The following is a 16,101-nucleotide window of genomic DNA, read 5'->3' as shown; positions in this document are numbered from 1 at the left end:
CCACAGTCTAGTTTGAACTAAAGAATCTCTATCTCAAGATATCATGGGAGGAAAGTGCTACCTGAAAGCGACTAACTATGAAATCTGTTGATAAAAACGCACCGTACTCCGATGAAGTCGACGAGATTCTCAGCGCCTGGAAGAATCTTATCCCCGAGGCCGACTTAGCGCCTCTATCAGTGTTTTCGCGCTTAACACGCCTCTCACGACACCTGGATGTGGCCAGACGGGCGGCTTTTTCCCGAGTAAATCTAGAGCCTTGGTCTTTCGATGTGCTCTCAGCGCTACGCCGAGCCGGCGAGCCTTTCGCCTTGACTCCCGGAGCGTTGATGCAGCTTTCCCTGGTGTCTTCGGGGACAATGACGAATCGAATTGACCGTCTCGAGGAACGCGGTCTGGTTACCCGCCTGCGCCATCCCGATGATCGCCGTGCCGTCTTGGTGGCTCTAACCGATGCTGGTCAACAGTCTGCCGACGCGGCGATTACCGAGTTGCTCGCGATTGAGCGGACTTGGCTGGGAGATATGTCAGAGGATGACATAACACAGCTTGCTGATTTATTGCGGAGTTTGCAGTATTCTTTCGACAATCCTCAATAATCTGGTCCGGTGGTTTTTATCACCGTCTTCACGAGGGGATTGTCTTGAAGTTCCGCGTAAACCTGCGCGGCTGCTAATGCATCCGCGCACAGACAGGCCACCGTGGGTCCCGACCCCGAAATGATTGCCGCCAAGGCTCCGGCTTGCACAGCGGCCGTTTTCACAGCCTGCAGTTCCGGGCGCAGGCGCAACGCCGCCGCTTCCAGTTCATTGTACAGTTCAGCGGCAAACACCCGTGCTGGGGCTTCAAAATTCATTAAGAATTCCTTTGGCAATGAGTCTGGCAGGACGGGGAGCTTCGCTCCGGACAAAGCCCGCTGCCGGTCAAGTTCCCCAAACACTTGGGGGGTAGAGAGCCCAGCACTCGCAATCGCCAGAATCCAAAACCGTTTTGTACCGTTCGGTAAAGGCTCTAGGATGTCCCCGAAGCGGGTTCCCACCGAGTTGCCTCCCAGCAACAAAGCGGGCACATCTGCCCCAAGACGTGCTGCCACTTCTAGCTGGCGCTCCTGACTCAAACCTAGTTGATAGAGTCGGTTCACCCCTACTATTGTCCCGGCGGCATCCGCCGATCCCCCGGCCAATCCCCCGGCAATCGGAATCTTTTTGTCAACCAAAACCTGGGTGGGGGGAAAATCCACCCCGCTGGTTTCGCGCAGTAACCGCAGGGTTTTATACACCAGGTTCCCCGGCCCATCCAGATGTTCTTCCGAGCCTAACCCTGACTCTAGCCGGGTCTTTACCGCATCAATTCCCTCATCTTGGATTGTGTTTCCTCCCGATTGTGTACCACTTATCCCAAGGGGCTGAATTGTGAGGGTCTCCCCCAGGCTCAAGCACTGAAACACCGTTAACAGCTGGTGGCGAGGGGCATCAGAATCGGCTAAAACCGACCCGACACGCAAATAAAGATTCACCTTACCAGGAGAAAACACGCTAACACTGTCGGGTTCCTGCGCCACAATTCGTGCTCCTCGCACCTTATCTGTGCAGTTGTTTTGTTTTGATTTCATGAGGTGCTGGCTCATTTCCCCACCATTTCCGTGGATTCCACCCGAGCTAAATACGCAAAATCCGCCACCCCCAGATTCTCGGCGCGAAGCCCCGGGTCTATCCCGGCTTTTTCCAGTAATCCGGCCGCCGTATCTGGCGAACCACAGAGCCTCGCCAGGGATTGACGCAGGGTTTTGCGGCGCATCCCGAAGGCCGCCGTAATGAACTCAAAGCTACGCTGCCGCAGGGCTTCCATCTCGCTGGCATTCAAGGATTCAACACCCGGGAAAAGACGCGGTGACTCACGGCGGAATTCCACTACGGTGGAATCCACATTGGGGATGGGCATGAATACCTGCCGGGACACCCCAAAGGCACGTCGGGCGCACCCCCACCAGGCAAGTTTCACACTGGGAGCCCCATATGCCGAATCCCCCACTCTGGCAACCAGGCGGTCAGCTACTTCGGCTTGTACCATCACCTGGGCACGGTTAATTTCGGGCATAACTTCTAGGATATGCAACAGTATAGGCGTGGCCACGTTATAAGGCAGATTGGCTACCAAGGCCACCGGTGGCGGCCAGCCAGTATCTGTCATTACTCGCGACGTGGAATCCAGGTGCAGCGCATCAGCACAGCTTACGTACAGATTTTCGACTAGCCCCTCATGAACCCGCACAGTGGTGGGCAAAGCGGCAGCTAGACGGGAATCTATCTCTACCGCGATAACCCGTGCCCCAGTCTCTAGCAAAGCCAGAGTCAGGGAACCCAGACCAGGACCGATTTCCAGCACCACCTCGGCGGAGCTTAGCGATGCCCCAGCAGCGATGCGGCGCACCGTGCCGGGGTCGGTCACAAAGTTTTGTCCCCGTTTCTTAGAGGGTTTAATGTCTAGCGCCAGGCACAGCTCACGAATGTCTCGAGTCCCCAGCAGTTCAGTCACAAGCTCAAGTTTAGCTTGGGTCTTAGCGTAACCCGAGCTTTCGGGTACAAGCCGGCCATTGTCCCCACCCGGAGCGAGCCTGGAGAATCTTGGCGCGATGGGTTTGTTCTTCGGCACTGGCATCGCTGGGCAGACCGCTGCCACCCACGGAAAGCCAGGTAGAGAGAGTGAACTGGTACATGCCATAGAAACCGTTGCCAGTATTAGTGCCGGGACGTCCCCCGGACTCACAAAAAGCCAGTTTGGACCACACGTCATCGCCCACCGGAATCGCGGCGGCAGCGGGACGTTCTTTGGTTCCCACCGTAACTTTCTGGCTGACAGGCTGCGCCAGGATTTTCTCGCTTTGCACGGTTTCCGACTGCACTTGGCCATCAACAGAGCGCACGAGTTTCACGATTTCTTTCTCTCCGTTCTCGCCTTTTTGGGTCACGGTTTTATCTCCCTGATATTTGGAGTCGTCCTTAGTGGTTTCGGTCTGGAAGGGAATCGGCTCCTTGAGGCTAACCTGTTCCTCAGTGACCCGCTGGACTTGAATCAAGGGCAGGTTCTGGGGCGAGAACTTGACGGTCAGGATATCTTTTTCCCCCACGTTAAGCTTTGCCCGCTGCAAAATATCCGCGCTATTTTCACCGGTAAGTGCGCTAATCTCCTGGGTGTTTCCATCCGCAACCAGTTGCAGTTTATCTCCCGGCGCGAACAAAGGCAGGGGATTGCCGTGATGGTCTTTACCCGCCGTAGCCTTAAACACAACCTCTTTATCAGGCCAATTGGCCTTAATTGCAGCCGCTGCGCTGAGTTCAGTGGTGGCAGCACTGGCTTCCTGCCCGTTCAAATCCACGGTAACCTCGCGGGAAGATTGAATCTTGATGGTCATCCCGTTTTTCAGGGCAGCAGCGCGGCTAGGCTCAACTTTGTCTTGTTCGTCAAGGGAAATCTTATTTTCCTTCAAGGCATCAGCCACGGTCGCACCCCACGAGTACAGAATCTTGGTTTTCCCGTCCAAGTTCAGGTTCACTGACTTACGCGCGAGGGCAAAGGCGGTGCCAATCCCGGCAGCGACCACCGCAATCATCAGCGAAGCCGCCAGCATCACAACCAAGAGGTGCTGGGAACGCGATGCCACCGCGTCAGCAGAGAGGTGGCGCGGAGCACGAGGAGTAATTTTACGTATCAACTTAGTCATCTTTCGCATCGGTGAAATGTTACCAAAACGTTATAAAATTATCCAAATCGTTATCTATTTTGCCACATTAGTTAACAGCTGTCACTACTTTCTCACTTTTCGGAGTTTTTTAAGCCAATTCCATAGACTTCCCCGGCATTTTCACAGATTTGACAGCGCAGGGTATCCGAATCCACCCCCGCAAGTTGCGCTAAGAAATCCGCTGTGTGCCCGACTAAATAAGACGCGTTGGGTCGGCCCCGGTAGGGCTGCGGGGTCAAATATGGCGCATCGGTTTCCACCAAACATAGCTCGCGGGGCATCACCAAGACCGCCTCCTGTAAGTCACGGTTGGCAGGATAGGTAACATTGCCGGCGAAACTGGCGTACCACCCGTTCGCAGACAGAATTTCTGCCAACTCCCGGTCGCCCGAAAAACAGTGAAACACGGTGCGGCGCGGAGCCCCCACCCGGAGCAATAATTCCACGCAGTCCGCATGCGCCTCGCGGTCGTGAATCTGCAGGGGCAAATCCAGGGATTTGGCCAACTCTATATGCGCCGCAAAGGACTGTTTTTGGGCATCTTTCCCAACCTCAGCGGTGCGGAAATAGTCCAGGCCGGTCTCACCGATTGCCACGACTTTGTCTATGCGACGCGCGGCTTGTTCCACTGCAGTCAAGGCATCTGCCAGGGGAACTTCCTGCCAAGCCTCGCGGATTTGAGCGACGTTATCTGGCCCGGTTTCGAGAATACCCTCGTGGTGCGGCGCTTCATTGGGATGTATCGCCACCGCGAAGAACACCGAATCGAAAATCGGAAGTGCGAATCTTTCGCGCTGTTCGTCCAGGGTTTGTACCTCTACCAGGGAACACTGCGAAACCACCATCGCCTCCACCCCGGCCATGCGGGCACGGCGAACCTGCTCCTCGGCGCTAAGCCGTACTCCCGAGGTATCCGAAATAAACTCTCCCGGAAGGAGTGGCAAATGGGTGTGGTTGTCGACCAACGCTGCCCGACCAAACGTTCCCCCCTCAGCGGGGGCGAGTTCCGGCCGGGGAACCGGGGGCCACAAACGCGGCTTGTGTTTACTCACAAGCGGTCTATTTGCCCAGCAAATCCGCGTAGCGGACGATTTCTTCGTCCACCACGGATTCGTCCAGCTTTTCGAAAACCGGCACCGGCTTCGCCACTTTTCGACCGACCGTTACCGGGTGACGCTCCCAGGTGGGGGTGTCCGTGTAATCTCCGGTGATAATCGGATAGGTGCGCGGCGAGCCGTCGTCGTTCGAAACATCCAAATCCACGACTTCTTCAATTCGGGGCATCGGAGCGATATTACCCTCTCCACCCAACACCCGGTCGATGGTATTGCAAGAAGTTGGCAAGAACGGAGACATCATGCAATTCAAATCGGTGACTACCTGAGCCAGGACATGCAAAATTGTCCCTAAACGATTACGCTGCGATTCGTCTTTTAGCTTAAAAGGCTCGGTCTGTGCCACGTATCGGTTCGCCTCGCCCACCAAACGCATTACTTCACCCAGGGCGGCTTTCTGGTGGTGCGCCTCTATCAGCCCACCCACTGTGTCAAAACCAGTGGCGACCATATCCAATAATTCTTGGTCAATGCCCTCTAACTTCCCAGCGGGAGGAATCTCGCCAAATCGCTTGGATATCATCGCAGCAGTGCGGTTTACCAGGTTGCCCCAAGCGGCCACCAATTCCCCATTAGTGCGACGCACAAACTCAGCCCAGGTGAAATCTGCATCCTGATTTTCTGGTCCAGCCGCCGAAATGAAATATCGCAACGCGTCGACCTGGTAGCGTTCCAGCATGTCGCGCACGTAAATCACGATGCCCTTAGAGGTAGCGAATTTCTTGCCTTCCATGGTCAAGAACTCCGAGGACACCACTTCGGTGGGCAGATTCAAATGCCCCAAGTTCCCCGGGTCTCCCCCTCGGCTACCTTCTCCGTTATATCCCAACAGCTCGGCGGGCCAAATCTGGGAGTGGAACACAATATTGTCCTTACCCATGAAATAGTAAGACAGCGCCTCGGGGGAGTTCCACCACTTGCGCCATGCTTCGGGGTCTCCGCTGCGGCGAGCCCATTCAATCGAGGCCGACAGGTACCCGACCACGGCATCAAACCACACATAAAGCCGTTTGGGTTGATCTTCCCAACCGGGGATGGGAATCCCCCAGTCAATATCGCGAGTCATGGCGCGAGGCTTAATTTCCTTCAAGAAGTTCTTCGAAAACTTAATCACATTGGGTCGCCAGGTTCCGGTGGCTTCCCGCTCGTCGAGCCACTTAGTCAAGGCTTCAGCCAAAGCCGGCAAATCCAAGAAGTAATGTTCGGTTTCCACGAATTTCGGGGTTTCTCCGTTGATTTTGGAACGCGGCTTAACCAAATCCGTAGGATCGAGCTGATTGCCGCAGGCATCACATTGATCGCCACGCGCCCCTTCAGCTCCACAAATCGGACAGGTACCTTCGATATATCGATCGGGCAAGGTTCGCCCGGTAGAAGGTGATATCGCTGCCCGAGTAGTCTGTACCAACATGTAGCCATTGTCGCGTACCACCTCAAACATGGCACGCACGGTCTGGTAGTGATTACCTGTGGTGGTGCGGGTAAACAAATCATAGGAAAGCCCCAGTTGCACCAGGTCTTCTACAATCAGCCGGTTGTTTTTGTCGGCAAGTTGGCGCGGAGTCAAGCCTTCTTTTTCCGCTTCGACCAGAATAGGCGTACCGTGCTCATCCGTCCCGGAAACCATCAACACCTCATGGCCTTTCATGCGCATGTAGCGCGAAAACACATCCGAAGGAATTCCGAAACCAGCTACGTGTCCAATGTGGCGCGGCCCATTAGCGTAAGGCCAGGCCACGGCTGAGAGTATATGTGTCATAGCTCAATCCTATGCCTAAATCCACGAACTAAGCCACATCCGCCAATAAAACTGGTGTTGCGGCATGGTCATCCCCGTCCAGATGGGAAAGAAATACACTGCCACCAGAAAAATCAGCGCCACTATAAACAATCCCAAATAAATCTGTACCTGGTTCACGGGGAAAGAACGAGGCACCAAATTGTACCGACCAACCCAATTCTTGTCGCTGCAGATACGCCACTGTCCCATCATGACTCCCAGCGTATAAATCACCGCCAACACCACGAAGGGGGAAATCACCACGGTGTAAAAAGTGAAAATAGTACGGTTGGAGTAAATCATCCACGGGCCGAAAGTCGCGAAGTATCCGGCCAATACCAGCCCCGCGCGCCAATCCAGGAACACAAGGCTGCCCATTATCACCACCACTAAGGCCAGGGCTCCAAACCACCACAATAGCGGGTTACCCAGCGAGGTCACGGTTTGGATACACTGGTCTTTTCCACAATTTCCCGCGACTTTCTGGTAGTAAAAAGAAGTCGGACGCAGCTGCAACAGCCACCCCCACGGGCTGGCCTTATAGGGGTGATCCGAAACCAAGGTGGTGTGAAAATTCAGAATCTGGCGGTGGTATTCTAGCCAGTCGCGCCACCCGCTGCCCCCGGTGTGCCCCCAACCGTTAGGGTTTAGGAACCACCCCAACCACGAGCCCACGTAAACTACCGCTGTGATTGGCACCAGGTTTAAAAAGGCCGGGATTCCCCCAGTCAGAACCGAGGAGCTAATCCAGTAAGGTTCTGTGGCCCAGCGGGCGGAGAGCTCGCGGATGAACACGAAAATCCCGAATACTGCCACCACGTAGAGTCCCGACCATTTCACAGAAGTTGCCAATCCCCAGGCTATTCCAGCAGCGAATAGCCACGGGCGCCACCAAAATACGGGTCCAAGCAGGCTCCCCTTCCTTTGGGTTTTTTCGGTTTCTTGGGGGGACTTCCTGAAAGACCTAGGTAAGGGCGAGAAAGACCATGTTTTTTTGGTTTCTTGGGGGATTGCTACAGCTAGCGACCGGTACCGCGCCGGGTTAGCGGCCGCCGGTACTTTCTCGGGTTGATTCGATGTCATCAGATTGGCGGCTTGGGTTGGTGCGATTTCATGAGGTGCCAGCCGCAAATCCGGACGCTTTGCCCGCAATCCCAGCGTACGGCGGGTCTCATCAGCCCTCAGCAGCGCCGTCAACAGTTTCGGCCGGTAGCTCAGCTGGTCTCGAACCAGGAATACGACCCCCAACAGGATGAACAACTCCAACAATATATCCAGTATGGCCGTGCGAGACAGGGCAATCTGGACTCCATCCAATGCCATTAACACACTAGCCAAGGTGGCCATTTTCCCATTTCCAAACAGATGCCACACAATACGCCCTACCAGGAAAACGCAAATACTACCGGCCAGGCACACGGCCAGACGCCACCCCCAGGGATTATTTCCTAGCAGCTCAATTCCAAGGCCTATCAGCCATTTCCCGACACTGGGATGCACTACGAAGGCTCCTTCGGTAGGCAGGGTCAAATGTCCACTAATGAAAATATCGTCGTATTCTTTGGGCCACTGTACTTCGTAACCGCGTTTAATCAACCCATAGGCATCCTTGACATAATAGGTTTCATCGAAAACCAGGGTCTTGATGGCACCCAGTCGCCACAATCGTGACGCAAACGCCACCAGCATCACTACTAGCGGTCCGTAGCACCCCCACCGTGCCGCCGGAGATTTCGGAAGAGGCAACGCCCCAAACTCAGCACGCAGGAACATCGGGGGGTGCTTCATTTTCACTCTTCAAGTCTAGTCAGAAATTTGGGGCAGTATGCTAATTCGTGGAAAATGAAATGATGAATTTTCCCAGTCCTTTCGAAACAGTGTCTTTGGTTTTAGCGGCTACACCGATTGGTAATCTCGGTGATGCTTCGCCGCGTCTTGTCCAAGCCCTGCTTGAAGCCGAGGTTCTGGCCTGCGAAGACACTCGACGCTTACGGGACTTAGCCAGGCGCTTAGAATTGAACTTGTCCGGGCAACTTTTGGCCTACCACGAGCACAATGAGGTCGCAGTTACCGAGGATTTACTGACGGCAGCACGCCAGGGAACCAAAGTACTACAGGTAACCGATGCGGGAATGCCGGGGATTTCCGACCCCGGGTTCTGTCTTGCGCGCGCGGCCACTAGAGCCGCCGTGCCTTACACCGTCCTACCTGGCCCCTCGGCACCGCTCCTGGCTTTAGTAGCTTCGGGACTCCCCACCGACAGTTTTCGTTTTTGTGGGTTTCTGCCTCGTAAAATCACTTCTTTGTACCAAACGTTACAATCCCTATCCGCCGATACTTCCACCCTGATTTTTCTGGAATCTCCACGCCGAGTCCTCGCTACTCTCGTGGCTTTCCTAGAGATTTTCGGCGCGAACCGCCCGGCTGTGCTCGCCCGGGAGCTCACCAAAATTCATGAGGAGCTATTGGGTTCTACCCTCGGTGAAATCCACGCTAATTTGGCTTCAAGGGATGAAATCCGGGGAGAAATCGTTTTGGTGGTGTCCGGTGCGCCGGCACATGAGACTGCGGAAATCACTCCCGAGATTCTCGAAAAACTTGACCAGCTGGTACAAAATGGCATGCGTGCTAAGGATGGAGCGAAACTACTCTCGCAGTGGTTCAAAGTTGGAGCCAAGGCGCTCTACGAAACTCACATAACTCGCCGACACGATTCATGACCATATTCCAGATGGCACCTCATGAAGCCACCGAAATCGCCACTGCCAAGACGCACTCGGGCTAAACTGAAGCTATGGAGCCCTTGGACGCGCACACCGAAACCCAATTGGAAACCCTCGCCGAATGGATGCGTGGACGCAAGACCGTGCTGGTAACCGGCGCGGGTATGTCCACCGACACCGGAATCCCAGACTACCGCGGCCAGGGCAACACCACGATTCCTTCAGTGGAATATGACCAGTTCGTCTCCGACCCGGTATGGCAGCGCTGGGTGTGGGCACGCAACCATCAGACCTGGCAGACCATGCTGAAACTCGACCCTGCCCCGGCGCATCTGGCTCAAGCACGTCTGGAACGCGCGGGTCTGTTGACCGGAATTGCGACCCAAAACGTAGACGGTCTCGATTTCAAGGGCGGATGCAAAACTGTCTTCGAGATGCACGGCACCTTCTTGAAGGTCGAGTGCGTGGATTGCGGAGCAGTTACTGACCGAGCCCCCCTGCACGAACGACTCACAGCAGCGAATCCGGACTACCCTTTGGATCTTGACCCGGCACATGTAGCGATTTTGGCTCAAGCCGATCGCGAGGCCGCGTTGGCTTGCAACTTTCACACAGTGCCCTGCGAGACTTGTGGGGGTTTGTTGAAGCCGGCAGTAGTGTTTTTTGGTCAGCTGTTGCCTGAAACAACCATGAATCGCGCCCGCGCGGCCGCAGCGGAAGCTGATGTGGTGCTAGTGGTGGGCAGCTCACTGGTGGTAGGCACTGCCTCTTTCGTAATGCAGGCAGGCTTAATTTATGGTGCCCCACTAGTAATTATCAATCGTGGTCGTACCCAGTACGACCACATGGCCGATTTGCGTATCGAAGGCGGGGCCAGTGAATGTTTGACCCGGTTGGCGGATTTGCTGGGGGCTTAGCCTACGGGTGGGGGCACTACGCTACCGGCAACATAACGCCGAAGCCACGAACTATTTCTGGGCGACAACGGCGCACTCGAGACGAGCTTTTTATTCGTTTTCGTACCCACCTGCATGAAACCTGACTTTCCCTGCCTGTACCAACAAAACAACACTAATTGCCCAACCAAAAAGTCAAGTCAAAACGGCTTTTATCCTTATCTTGAAATACCAACTAAAAACCAAGAAAAAGCAACGCTAAATGGCCACTACACCAAATTATTGTCACGCATTCTTAAATATGTTTGTACCTCGGCTATGCCGAGGTACAAACATTAAGTTTTAGTGCGGCGGTTTCCTACTCTCCCACAACCCCTCGGTTGCAGTACCATCGGCGCGGGTAGGCTTAGCTTCCGGGTTCGGGATGGATCCGGGCGTTTCCCTACTGCTATGACCGCCGCCACACTGGCGGGCTGTATATCAACCTGTGATACTGTCTCTATCAACAGGTCAGACTCACACCATAGCCCCGACATGCCATTGTTTTCCCTTGTTCCCTACAAGAAAAACAACGGCACACGACACAGGCTGGTGGGCTGGTTTTCGTATAGCGGTAGCGAGTATAAGTAACACAATAAATCACTATCTTGTTTCAGCGTGTCCCAGAATAGGCTCTGTCCCCTGGACACTATGTTTTGTTGTTGTTATCGGCCGATTAGTACCGGTAGGCTCCACATGTCACCATGCTTCCACGTCCGGCCTATCTACCCCGTCATCTACAGGGGGCCTCACCACCACAAGGATGAGGGAGTTATCATCTTGGAGCAGGCTTCCCGCTTAGATGCTTTCAGCGGTTATCCCTCCCGAACGTAGCAAACCAGCCATGCTCTTGGCAGAACAACTGGCACACCAGAGGTTCGTCCGTCCCGGTCCTCTCGTACTAGGGACAGGCCTCCTCAAAACTCCAACGCACGCAGCGGATAGGGACCGAACTGTCTCACGACGTTCTGAACCCAGCTCGCGTACCGCTTTAATGGGCGAACAGCCCAACCCTTGGGACCAACTCCAGCCCCAGGATGCGACGAGCCGACATCGAGGTGCCAAACCATGCCGTCGATATGGACTCTTGGGCAAGATCAGCCTGTTATCCCCGGGGTACCTTTTATCCGTTGAGCGACCACGCTTCCTCAAGCCATGGCCGGATCACTAGTTCCTACTTTCGTACCTGCTCGACCTGTCAGTCTCACAGTCAAGCCCTCTTGTGCACTTACACTCAACACCTGATTGCCAACCAGGCTGAGAGAACCTTTGAGCGCCTCCGTTACCGTTTAGGAGGCAACCGCCCCAGTTAAACTACCCACCAGGCACTGTCCCTGACCCCGATCAGGGGTCTAAGTTAGGAACCCACTTACAACAGAGTGGTATTTCAACAATGACTCCACCAACACTAGCGTGCCAGCTTCACAGTCTCCCACCTATCCTACACAATCGCAAGCGAGCACCAATACCAAGCTATAGTAAAGGTCCCGGGGTCTTTCCGTCCTGCTGCGCGAAACGAGCATCTTTACTCGTAATGCAATTTCACCGGGCTCACGGTCGAGACAGCAGGGAAGTCGTTACGCCATTCGTGCAGGTCGGAACTTACCCGACAAGGAATTTCGCTACCTTAGGATGGTTATAGTTACCACCGCCGTTTACTGGGGCTTAAATTCACCGCTTCACCAAAAAAGGCTAACAGTTCCTCTTAACCTTCCAGCACCGGGCAGGCGTCAGTGCATATACAGCGCCTCACGGCTTAGCATGCACCTGTGTTTTTGATAAACAGTCGCTTCCCCCTATTCACTGCGACCACAACCAACTCAAAACCGTAAAAGCCATCACCAGTCATGGTCCCCCTTCTCCCGAAGTTACGGGGGCATTTTGCCGAGTTCCTTAACCATGATTAACCCGTCCGCTTTAGTATTCTCTACCTGACTACCAGTGTCGGTTTAGGGTACGGGCGGCTAAAACCTAACGCCGAGGCTTTTCTCGGCAGCACAGGCACACTGAACTTCAACCATAAACAGTCTCACCATCAAGCCTCACCTTCGCCATTCAAGACAGCCCCCCGGATTTCCCTAAGGGACAGGCCACACTCTTAGACGCGCCAAGCCATAAGACACGCGCCAGCTACCTCACTGCGTCACCCCTGTTAACACGCTTGACTACTAAACCACGGGACCCCAACAACACCAACCCAAACAAATCCGAAAACCTGTCTAGGAAAAACATCATTGGTTAGCACACGGCTCCTCGCCACTGACGGTTTTTCGCCGGTACCGGAATATCAACCGGTCACCCATCGACTACGCCTGTCGGCCTCGCCTTAGGACCCGACTCACCCAGAGCGGACAAACCTAGCCCTGGAACCCTTAGTCATCCAGCGGGAAAGATTCTCACTTTCCACTCGCTACTCATGCCTGCATTCTCACTCCCACCAAATCCACCAGACCTCACAGCCTGACTTCAACTCTGGCAGGACGCTCCCCTACCCAACAACACCACTAACAACACTCAATGCTGCCGTGTACACGTGTCGATGCCGCGACTTCGGCGGTACGCTTAAGCCCCGCTACATTATCGGCGCGGAACCACTTGACCAGTGAGCTATTACGCACTCTTTCAAGGATGGCTGCTTCTAAGCCAACCTCCTGGTTGTCTACGCGACTCCACATCCTTTCCCACTCAGCGCACGCTTAGGGGCCTTAGTCGACGATCTGGGCTGTTTCCCTCTCGACCACGGAGCTTATCCCCCGCAGTCTCACTGCCACGCTTAACTTAACCGGCATTCGGAGTTTGGCAGACCTCAGTAACCAACAAGGCCCATCAGTCAACCAGTAGCTCTACCACCAGCAAGAAACACGCAACGCTGCACCTAAATGCATTTCGGGGAGAACCAGCTATCACGGAGTTTGATTAGCCTTTCACCCCTACACTCAGCTCATCCCCCCGGTTTTCAACCCAGGTGGGTTCGGTCCTCCACACGCTTCTACACGTGCTTCAACCTGGCCAAGCGTAGATCACCCCGCTTCGGGTCTATATCATGCGACTCAACGCCCTATTCAGACTCGGACTTTCCCTACGGCTACCCCACCACGGGTTAACCTCGCCACACAACATAACTCGCAGGCTCATTCTTCAATAGGCACGCCATCACCCCACAAGGCTCTGACGGATCGTAAGCGCCCGGTTTCAGGTACTATTTCACTCCCCTCCCGGGGTACTTTTCACCATTCCCTCACGGTACTAATACACTATCGGTCACCAGGAAGTATTCAGGCTTACAAAGAGGTCTTTGCAGATTCAAGACAGATTACACGAGTCCGTCCCTACTCGGGGACACGCACCAACCCAAACGCATTCCAACCACCTACGGGGCTATCACCCTCTACGGCCTGCCATCCCAGACAGTTCAACTCAAAACACGCCAAAAGCCCTGCTCCCATGCGGAAAGCAGCATGCGACCCCACAACACCCCACCAGCAACGCCCGCACGCTTGACACCAGTAGAGTTTAGCCATAAATCCGCTTTCGCTCGCCACTACTCACGGAATATCTTCTCCTGCAGGTACTAAGATGTTTCACTTCCCCACGTTCCCCCCAACCCCCTATCAATTCAGAGATTGGTGACCAGCAACAAAACTGGCCGGGTTCCCCCATTCAGGCACCCTCGGATCAAAGCCCGCTCGACAACTCCCCGAGGAATATCGCAGTCCACCACGCCTTTCATCGGCCCCTGGTACCAAGGCATCCACCGAACGCCCCAAAAAACAACCAACAAACAGTTACACCAGAAGAACAAACACTAAAACAAGAACAAAAAAACTTGCATCACAGATACTCGCACCACTATACAAAAACCAACCAACCAACCAAACCAACCACAACAAGACAAAAACCCCACTGCAGCCAGCCGGCCAGGCATGTAAGCCCAAACCCCGATAGCGCCCCCACCCAAAACAGGCAGAACATGTAATCCATCCACACGCATATCCATAAACCAGACAACACCAAAACAAAACAAAACAGTCCAGTCAACGATGCTCCCTAGAAAGGAGGTGATCCAGCCGCACCTTCCGGTACGGCTACCTTGTTACGACTTCGTCCCAATCGCCAATCCCACCTTCGACCGCTCCCCCCAAAAAGGCTAGGCCACGGGCTTCGGGTGTTACCAACTTTCGTGACGTGACGGGCGGTGTGTACAAGGCCCGAGAACGTATTCACCGCAGCAATGCTGATCTGCGATTACTAGCGACTCCAACTTCATGGGGTCGAGTTGCAGACCCCAATCCGAACCGAGACCAGCTTTAAGAGATTAGCCCCACCTCACGGTATCGCAACCCTCTGTACTGGCCATTGTAGCATGCGTGAAGCCCAAGACATAAGGGGCATGATGATTTGACGTCATCCCCACCCTCCTCCGAGTTAACCCCGGCAGTCCCTCACGAGTCCCCACCATAACGTGCTGGCAACATGAGGCAAGGGTTGCGCTCGTTGCGGGACTTAACCCAACATCTCACGACACGAGCTGACGACAACCATGCACCACCTGTACACCACCCCGAAGGCCACACCATCTCTGGCATGTCGCAGTGTATGTCAAGCCTTGGTAAGGTTCTTCGCGTTGCATCGAATTAATCCGCATGCTCCGCCGCTTGTGCGGGCCCCCGTCAATTCCTTTGAGTTTTAGCCTTGCGGCCGTACTCCCCAGGCGGGGAACTTAATGCGTTAGCTACGGCGCAGAAACACAGGATAGCATCCCCACACCTAGTTCCCAACGTTTACAGCGTGGACTACCAGGGTATCTAATCCTGTTCGCTCCCCACGCTTTCGCTCCTCAGCGTCAGTAACGGCCCAGTGACCTGCCTTCGCCATCGGTGTTCCTCCTGATATCTGCGCATTCCACCGCTACACCAGGAATTCCAGTCACCCCTACCGCACTCAAGCCCGCCCGTACCCACCGCAGACCAACAGTTAAGCTGCTGGCTTTCACGACAGACGCGACGAACCACCTACGAGCTCTTTACGCCCAATAAATCCGGACAACGCTCGCGCCCTACGTATTACCGCGGCTGCTGGCACGTAGTTAGCCGGCGCTTCTTCCCCCGCTACCATCAACACACCCAAAAGCATGCCTTTTTCACGAGAAAAAGGAGTTCACAACCCGAAGGCCTACACCCTCCACGCGGCGTCGCTGCATCAAACTTCCGTCCATTGTGCAATATTCCCCACTGCTGCCTCCCGTAGGAGTCTGGGCCGTATCTCAGTCCCAGTGCGACCGACCACCCTCTCAGGCCGGCTACCCGTCAAAGCCTTGGTAAGCCATCACCCCACCAACAAGCTGATAGGCCGCGAGCCCACCCCATTCCAGAAAAAACCTTTCCAAACCACACCATGCGATGCAGCCTGAATATCCAGTATTAGCAGCCGTTTCCAGCCGTTATCCCAAAGAAAAGGACAGGTTACTCACGTGTTACTCGCCCGTTCGCCACTAATCCACCACAGCAAGCTGCGGCTTCATCGTTCGACTTGCATGTGTTAAGCACGCCGCCAGCGTTCGTCCTGAGCCAGGATCAAACTCTCCAACAAAAAACCAAAAACAACCCCAACCAAAAAAGCCAGAGCCACAAGATTTCAAGCCAGAAAAAAACCTGACAAAACCCCGTTATTCACAAACAGAAAACGAGACAAAAACACTAACAAACCCCACCCAAAACAGGGCAGGAAAAAAACAAAACGCGTAAACAAAAAACAAAACACTATCGAGACCAAAACCAACAAACCCACTCACAGACTCTCATCTGTC

At 54.5% G+C, this 16,101-nt stretch carries 9 protein-coding genes and 3 rRNA genes; 3 read left to right on the top strand and 9 right to left on the bottom strand.

Annotated features, from left to right (window positions below; translation table 11 throughout):
* Positions 1-77: 77 nt before the first annotated feature.
* On the top strand, positions 78-599 hold the full coding sequence (locus tag F4555_RS00060; protein WP_004013285.1) for a MarR family winged helix-turn-helix transcriptional regulator: 522 nt from the start codon (positions 78-80) through the stop codon (positions 597-599).
* Here F4555_RS00060 and F4555_RS00055 read toward each other — a convergent pair.
* The 6 genes from F4555_RS00055 to F4555_RS00030 all read right to left on the bottom strand — a co-directional run bounded on the left by F4555_RS00055 (position 593) and on the right by F4555_RS00030 (position 8,410).
* Positions 593-1,612, bottom strand: a complete 1,020-nt coding sequence (locus F4555_RS00055) for a 4-(cytidine 5'-diphospho)-2-C-methyl-D-erythritol kinase (protein ID WP_217490407.1) — start codon at positions 1,610-1,612, stop codon at positions 593-595. The genes F4555_RS00060 and F4555_RS00055 overlap by 7 nt on opposite strands.
* Positions 1,613-1,623: 11 nt before the next feature.
* Positions 1,624-2,535 carry a 16S rRNA (adenine(1518)-N(6)/adenine(1519)-N(6))-dimethyltransferase RsmA gene (rsmA, locus tag F4555_RS00050; RefSeq protein ID WP_004018296.1) on the bottom strand — a complete coding sequence of 304 codons (912 nt, stop codon included), beginning with the start codon at positions 2,533-2,535 and terminating at the stop codon, positions 1,624-1,626.
* A 22-nt stretch (positions 2,536-2,557) separates the two neighbouring features.
* On the bottom strand, positions 2,558-3,730 hold the full coding sequence (locus F4555_RS00045) for a resuscitation-promoting factor (RefSeq protein WP_115325618.1): 1,173 nt from the start codon (positions 3,728-3,730) through the stop codon (positions 2,558-2,560).
* Positions 3,731-3,813: 83 nt separating this feature from the next.
* Positions 3,814-4,794 (bottom strand): TatD family hydrolase, encoded by a 981-nt coding sequence (locus tag F4555_RS00040; RefSeq protein ID WP_004013289.1) that lies wholly within the window; start codon positions 4,792-4,794, stop codon positions 3,814-3,816.
* 7 nt (positions 4,795-4,801) lie between these two features.
* Complete coding sequence (gene metG / locus F4555_RS00035; RefSeq protein WP_004018295.1) at positions 4,802-6,616, bottom strand: methionine--tRNA ligase; 1,815 nt, start codon at positions 6,614-6,616, stop codon at positions 4,802-4,804.
* A 15-nt stretch (positions 6,617-6,631) separates the two neighbouring features.
* Positions 6,632-8,410 carry a dolichyl-phosphate-mannose--protein mannosyltransferase gene (locus tag F4555_RS00030; RefSeq protein ID WP_376698550.1) on the bottom strand — a complete coding sequence of 593 codons (1,779 nt, stop codon included), beginning with the start codon at positions 8,408-8,410 and terminating at the stop codon, positions 6,632-6,634.
* Between the two features lie 74 nt (positions 8,411-8,484).
* Between F4555_RS00030 and rsmI the strand changes: the two genes are divergently transcribed.
* Both rsmI and F4555_RS00020 read left to right on the top strand, forming a co-directional pair.
* Entirely contained in the window at positions 8,485-9,357 is an 873-nt protein-coding gene (gene rsmI, locus F4555_RS00025) for a 16S rRNA (cytidine(1402)-2'-O)-methyltransferase (protein WP_004013292.1), read from the top strand.
* Positions 9,358-9,431: 74 nt separating this feature from the next.
* Positions 9,432-10,277, top strand: coding sequence for a Sir2 family NAD-dependent protein deacetylase (locus tag F4555_RS00020; protein ID WP_004013293.1), 846 nt, complete (start codon positions 9,432-9,434; stop codon positions 10,275-10,277).
* Positions 10,278-10,601: 324 nt separating this feature from the next.
* Here the strand turns inward: F4555_RS00020 and rrf are convergent.
* From rrf to F4555_RS00005, 3 genes are all read right to left on the bottom strand, one after another.
* A 5S ribosomal RNA gene (gene rrf, locus F4555_RS00015) occupies positions 10,602-10,718 on the bottom strand.
* 233 nt (positions 10,719-10,951) lie between these two features.
* Positions 10,952-14,074, bottom strand: a 23S ribosomal RNA gene (locus tag F4555_RS00010).
* A 272-nt stretch (positions 14,075-14,346) separates the two neighbouring features.
* Positions 14,347-15,884 (bottom strand): 16S ribosomal RNA (locus tag F4555_RS00005).
* The 16S, 23S and 5S rRNA genes sit together here, the layout of an rRNA operon.
* Positions 15,885-16,101: the final 217 nt, after the last annotated feature.

This window comes from Mobiluncus mulieris, from assembly GCF_014204735.1.
GTDB lineage: Bacteria > Actinomycetota > Actinomycetes > Actinomycetales > Actinomycetaceae > Mobiluncus > Mobiluncus mulieris.
Note: the sequence above shows the minus strand (reverse complement) of the source record. Positions and strands in the feature narration are given on the sequence as shown.

Bases quoted from the DNA above. Each gene is read 5' to 3' on its own strand.
- F4555_RS00060 (WP_004013285.1), top strand. From the start codon at position 78: ATGAAATCTGTTGATAAAAACGCACCGTACTCCGATGAAGTCGACGAG.
- F4555_RS00055 (WP_217490407.1), bottom strand. From the start codon at position 1,612: ATGAAATCAAAACAAAACAACTGCACAGATAAGGTGCGAGGAGCACGA.
- F4555_RS00045 (WP_115325618.1), bottom strand. From the start codon at position 3,730: ATGCGAAAGATGACTAAGTTGATACGTAAAATTACTCCTCGTGCTCCG.
- metG (WP_004018295.1), bottom strand. From the start codon at position 6,616: ATGACACATATACTCTCAGCCGTGGCCTGGCCTTACGCTAATGGGCCG.
- F4555_RS00030 (WP_376698550.1), bottom strand. From the start codon at position 8,410: ATGTTCCTGCGTGCTGAGTTTGGGGCGTTGCCTCTTCCGAAATCTCCG.
- rsmI (WP_004013292.1), top strand. From the start codon at position 8,485: ATGATGAATTTTCCCAGTCCTTTCGAAACAGTGTCTTTGGTTTTAGCG.
- F4555_RS00020 (WP_004013293.1), top strand. From the start codon at position 9,432: ATGGAGCCCTTGGACGCGCACACCGAAACCCAATTGGAAACCCTCGCC.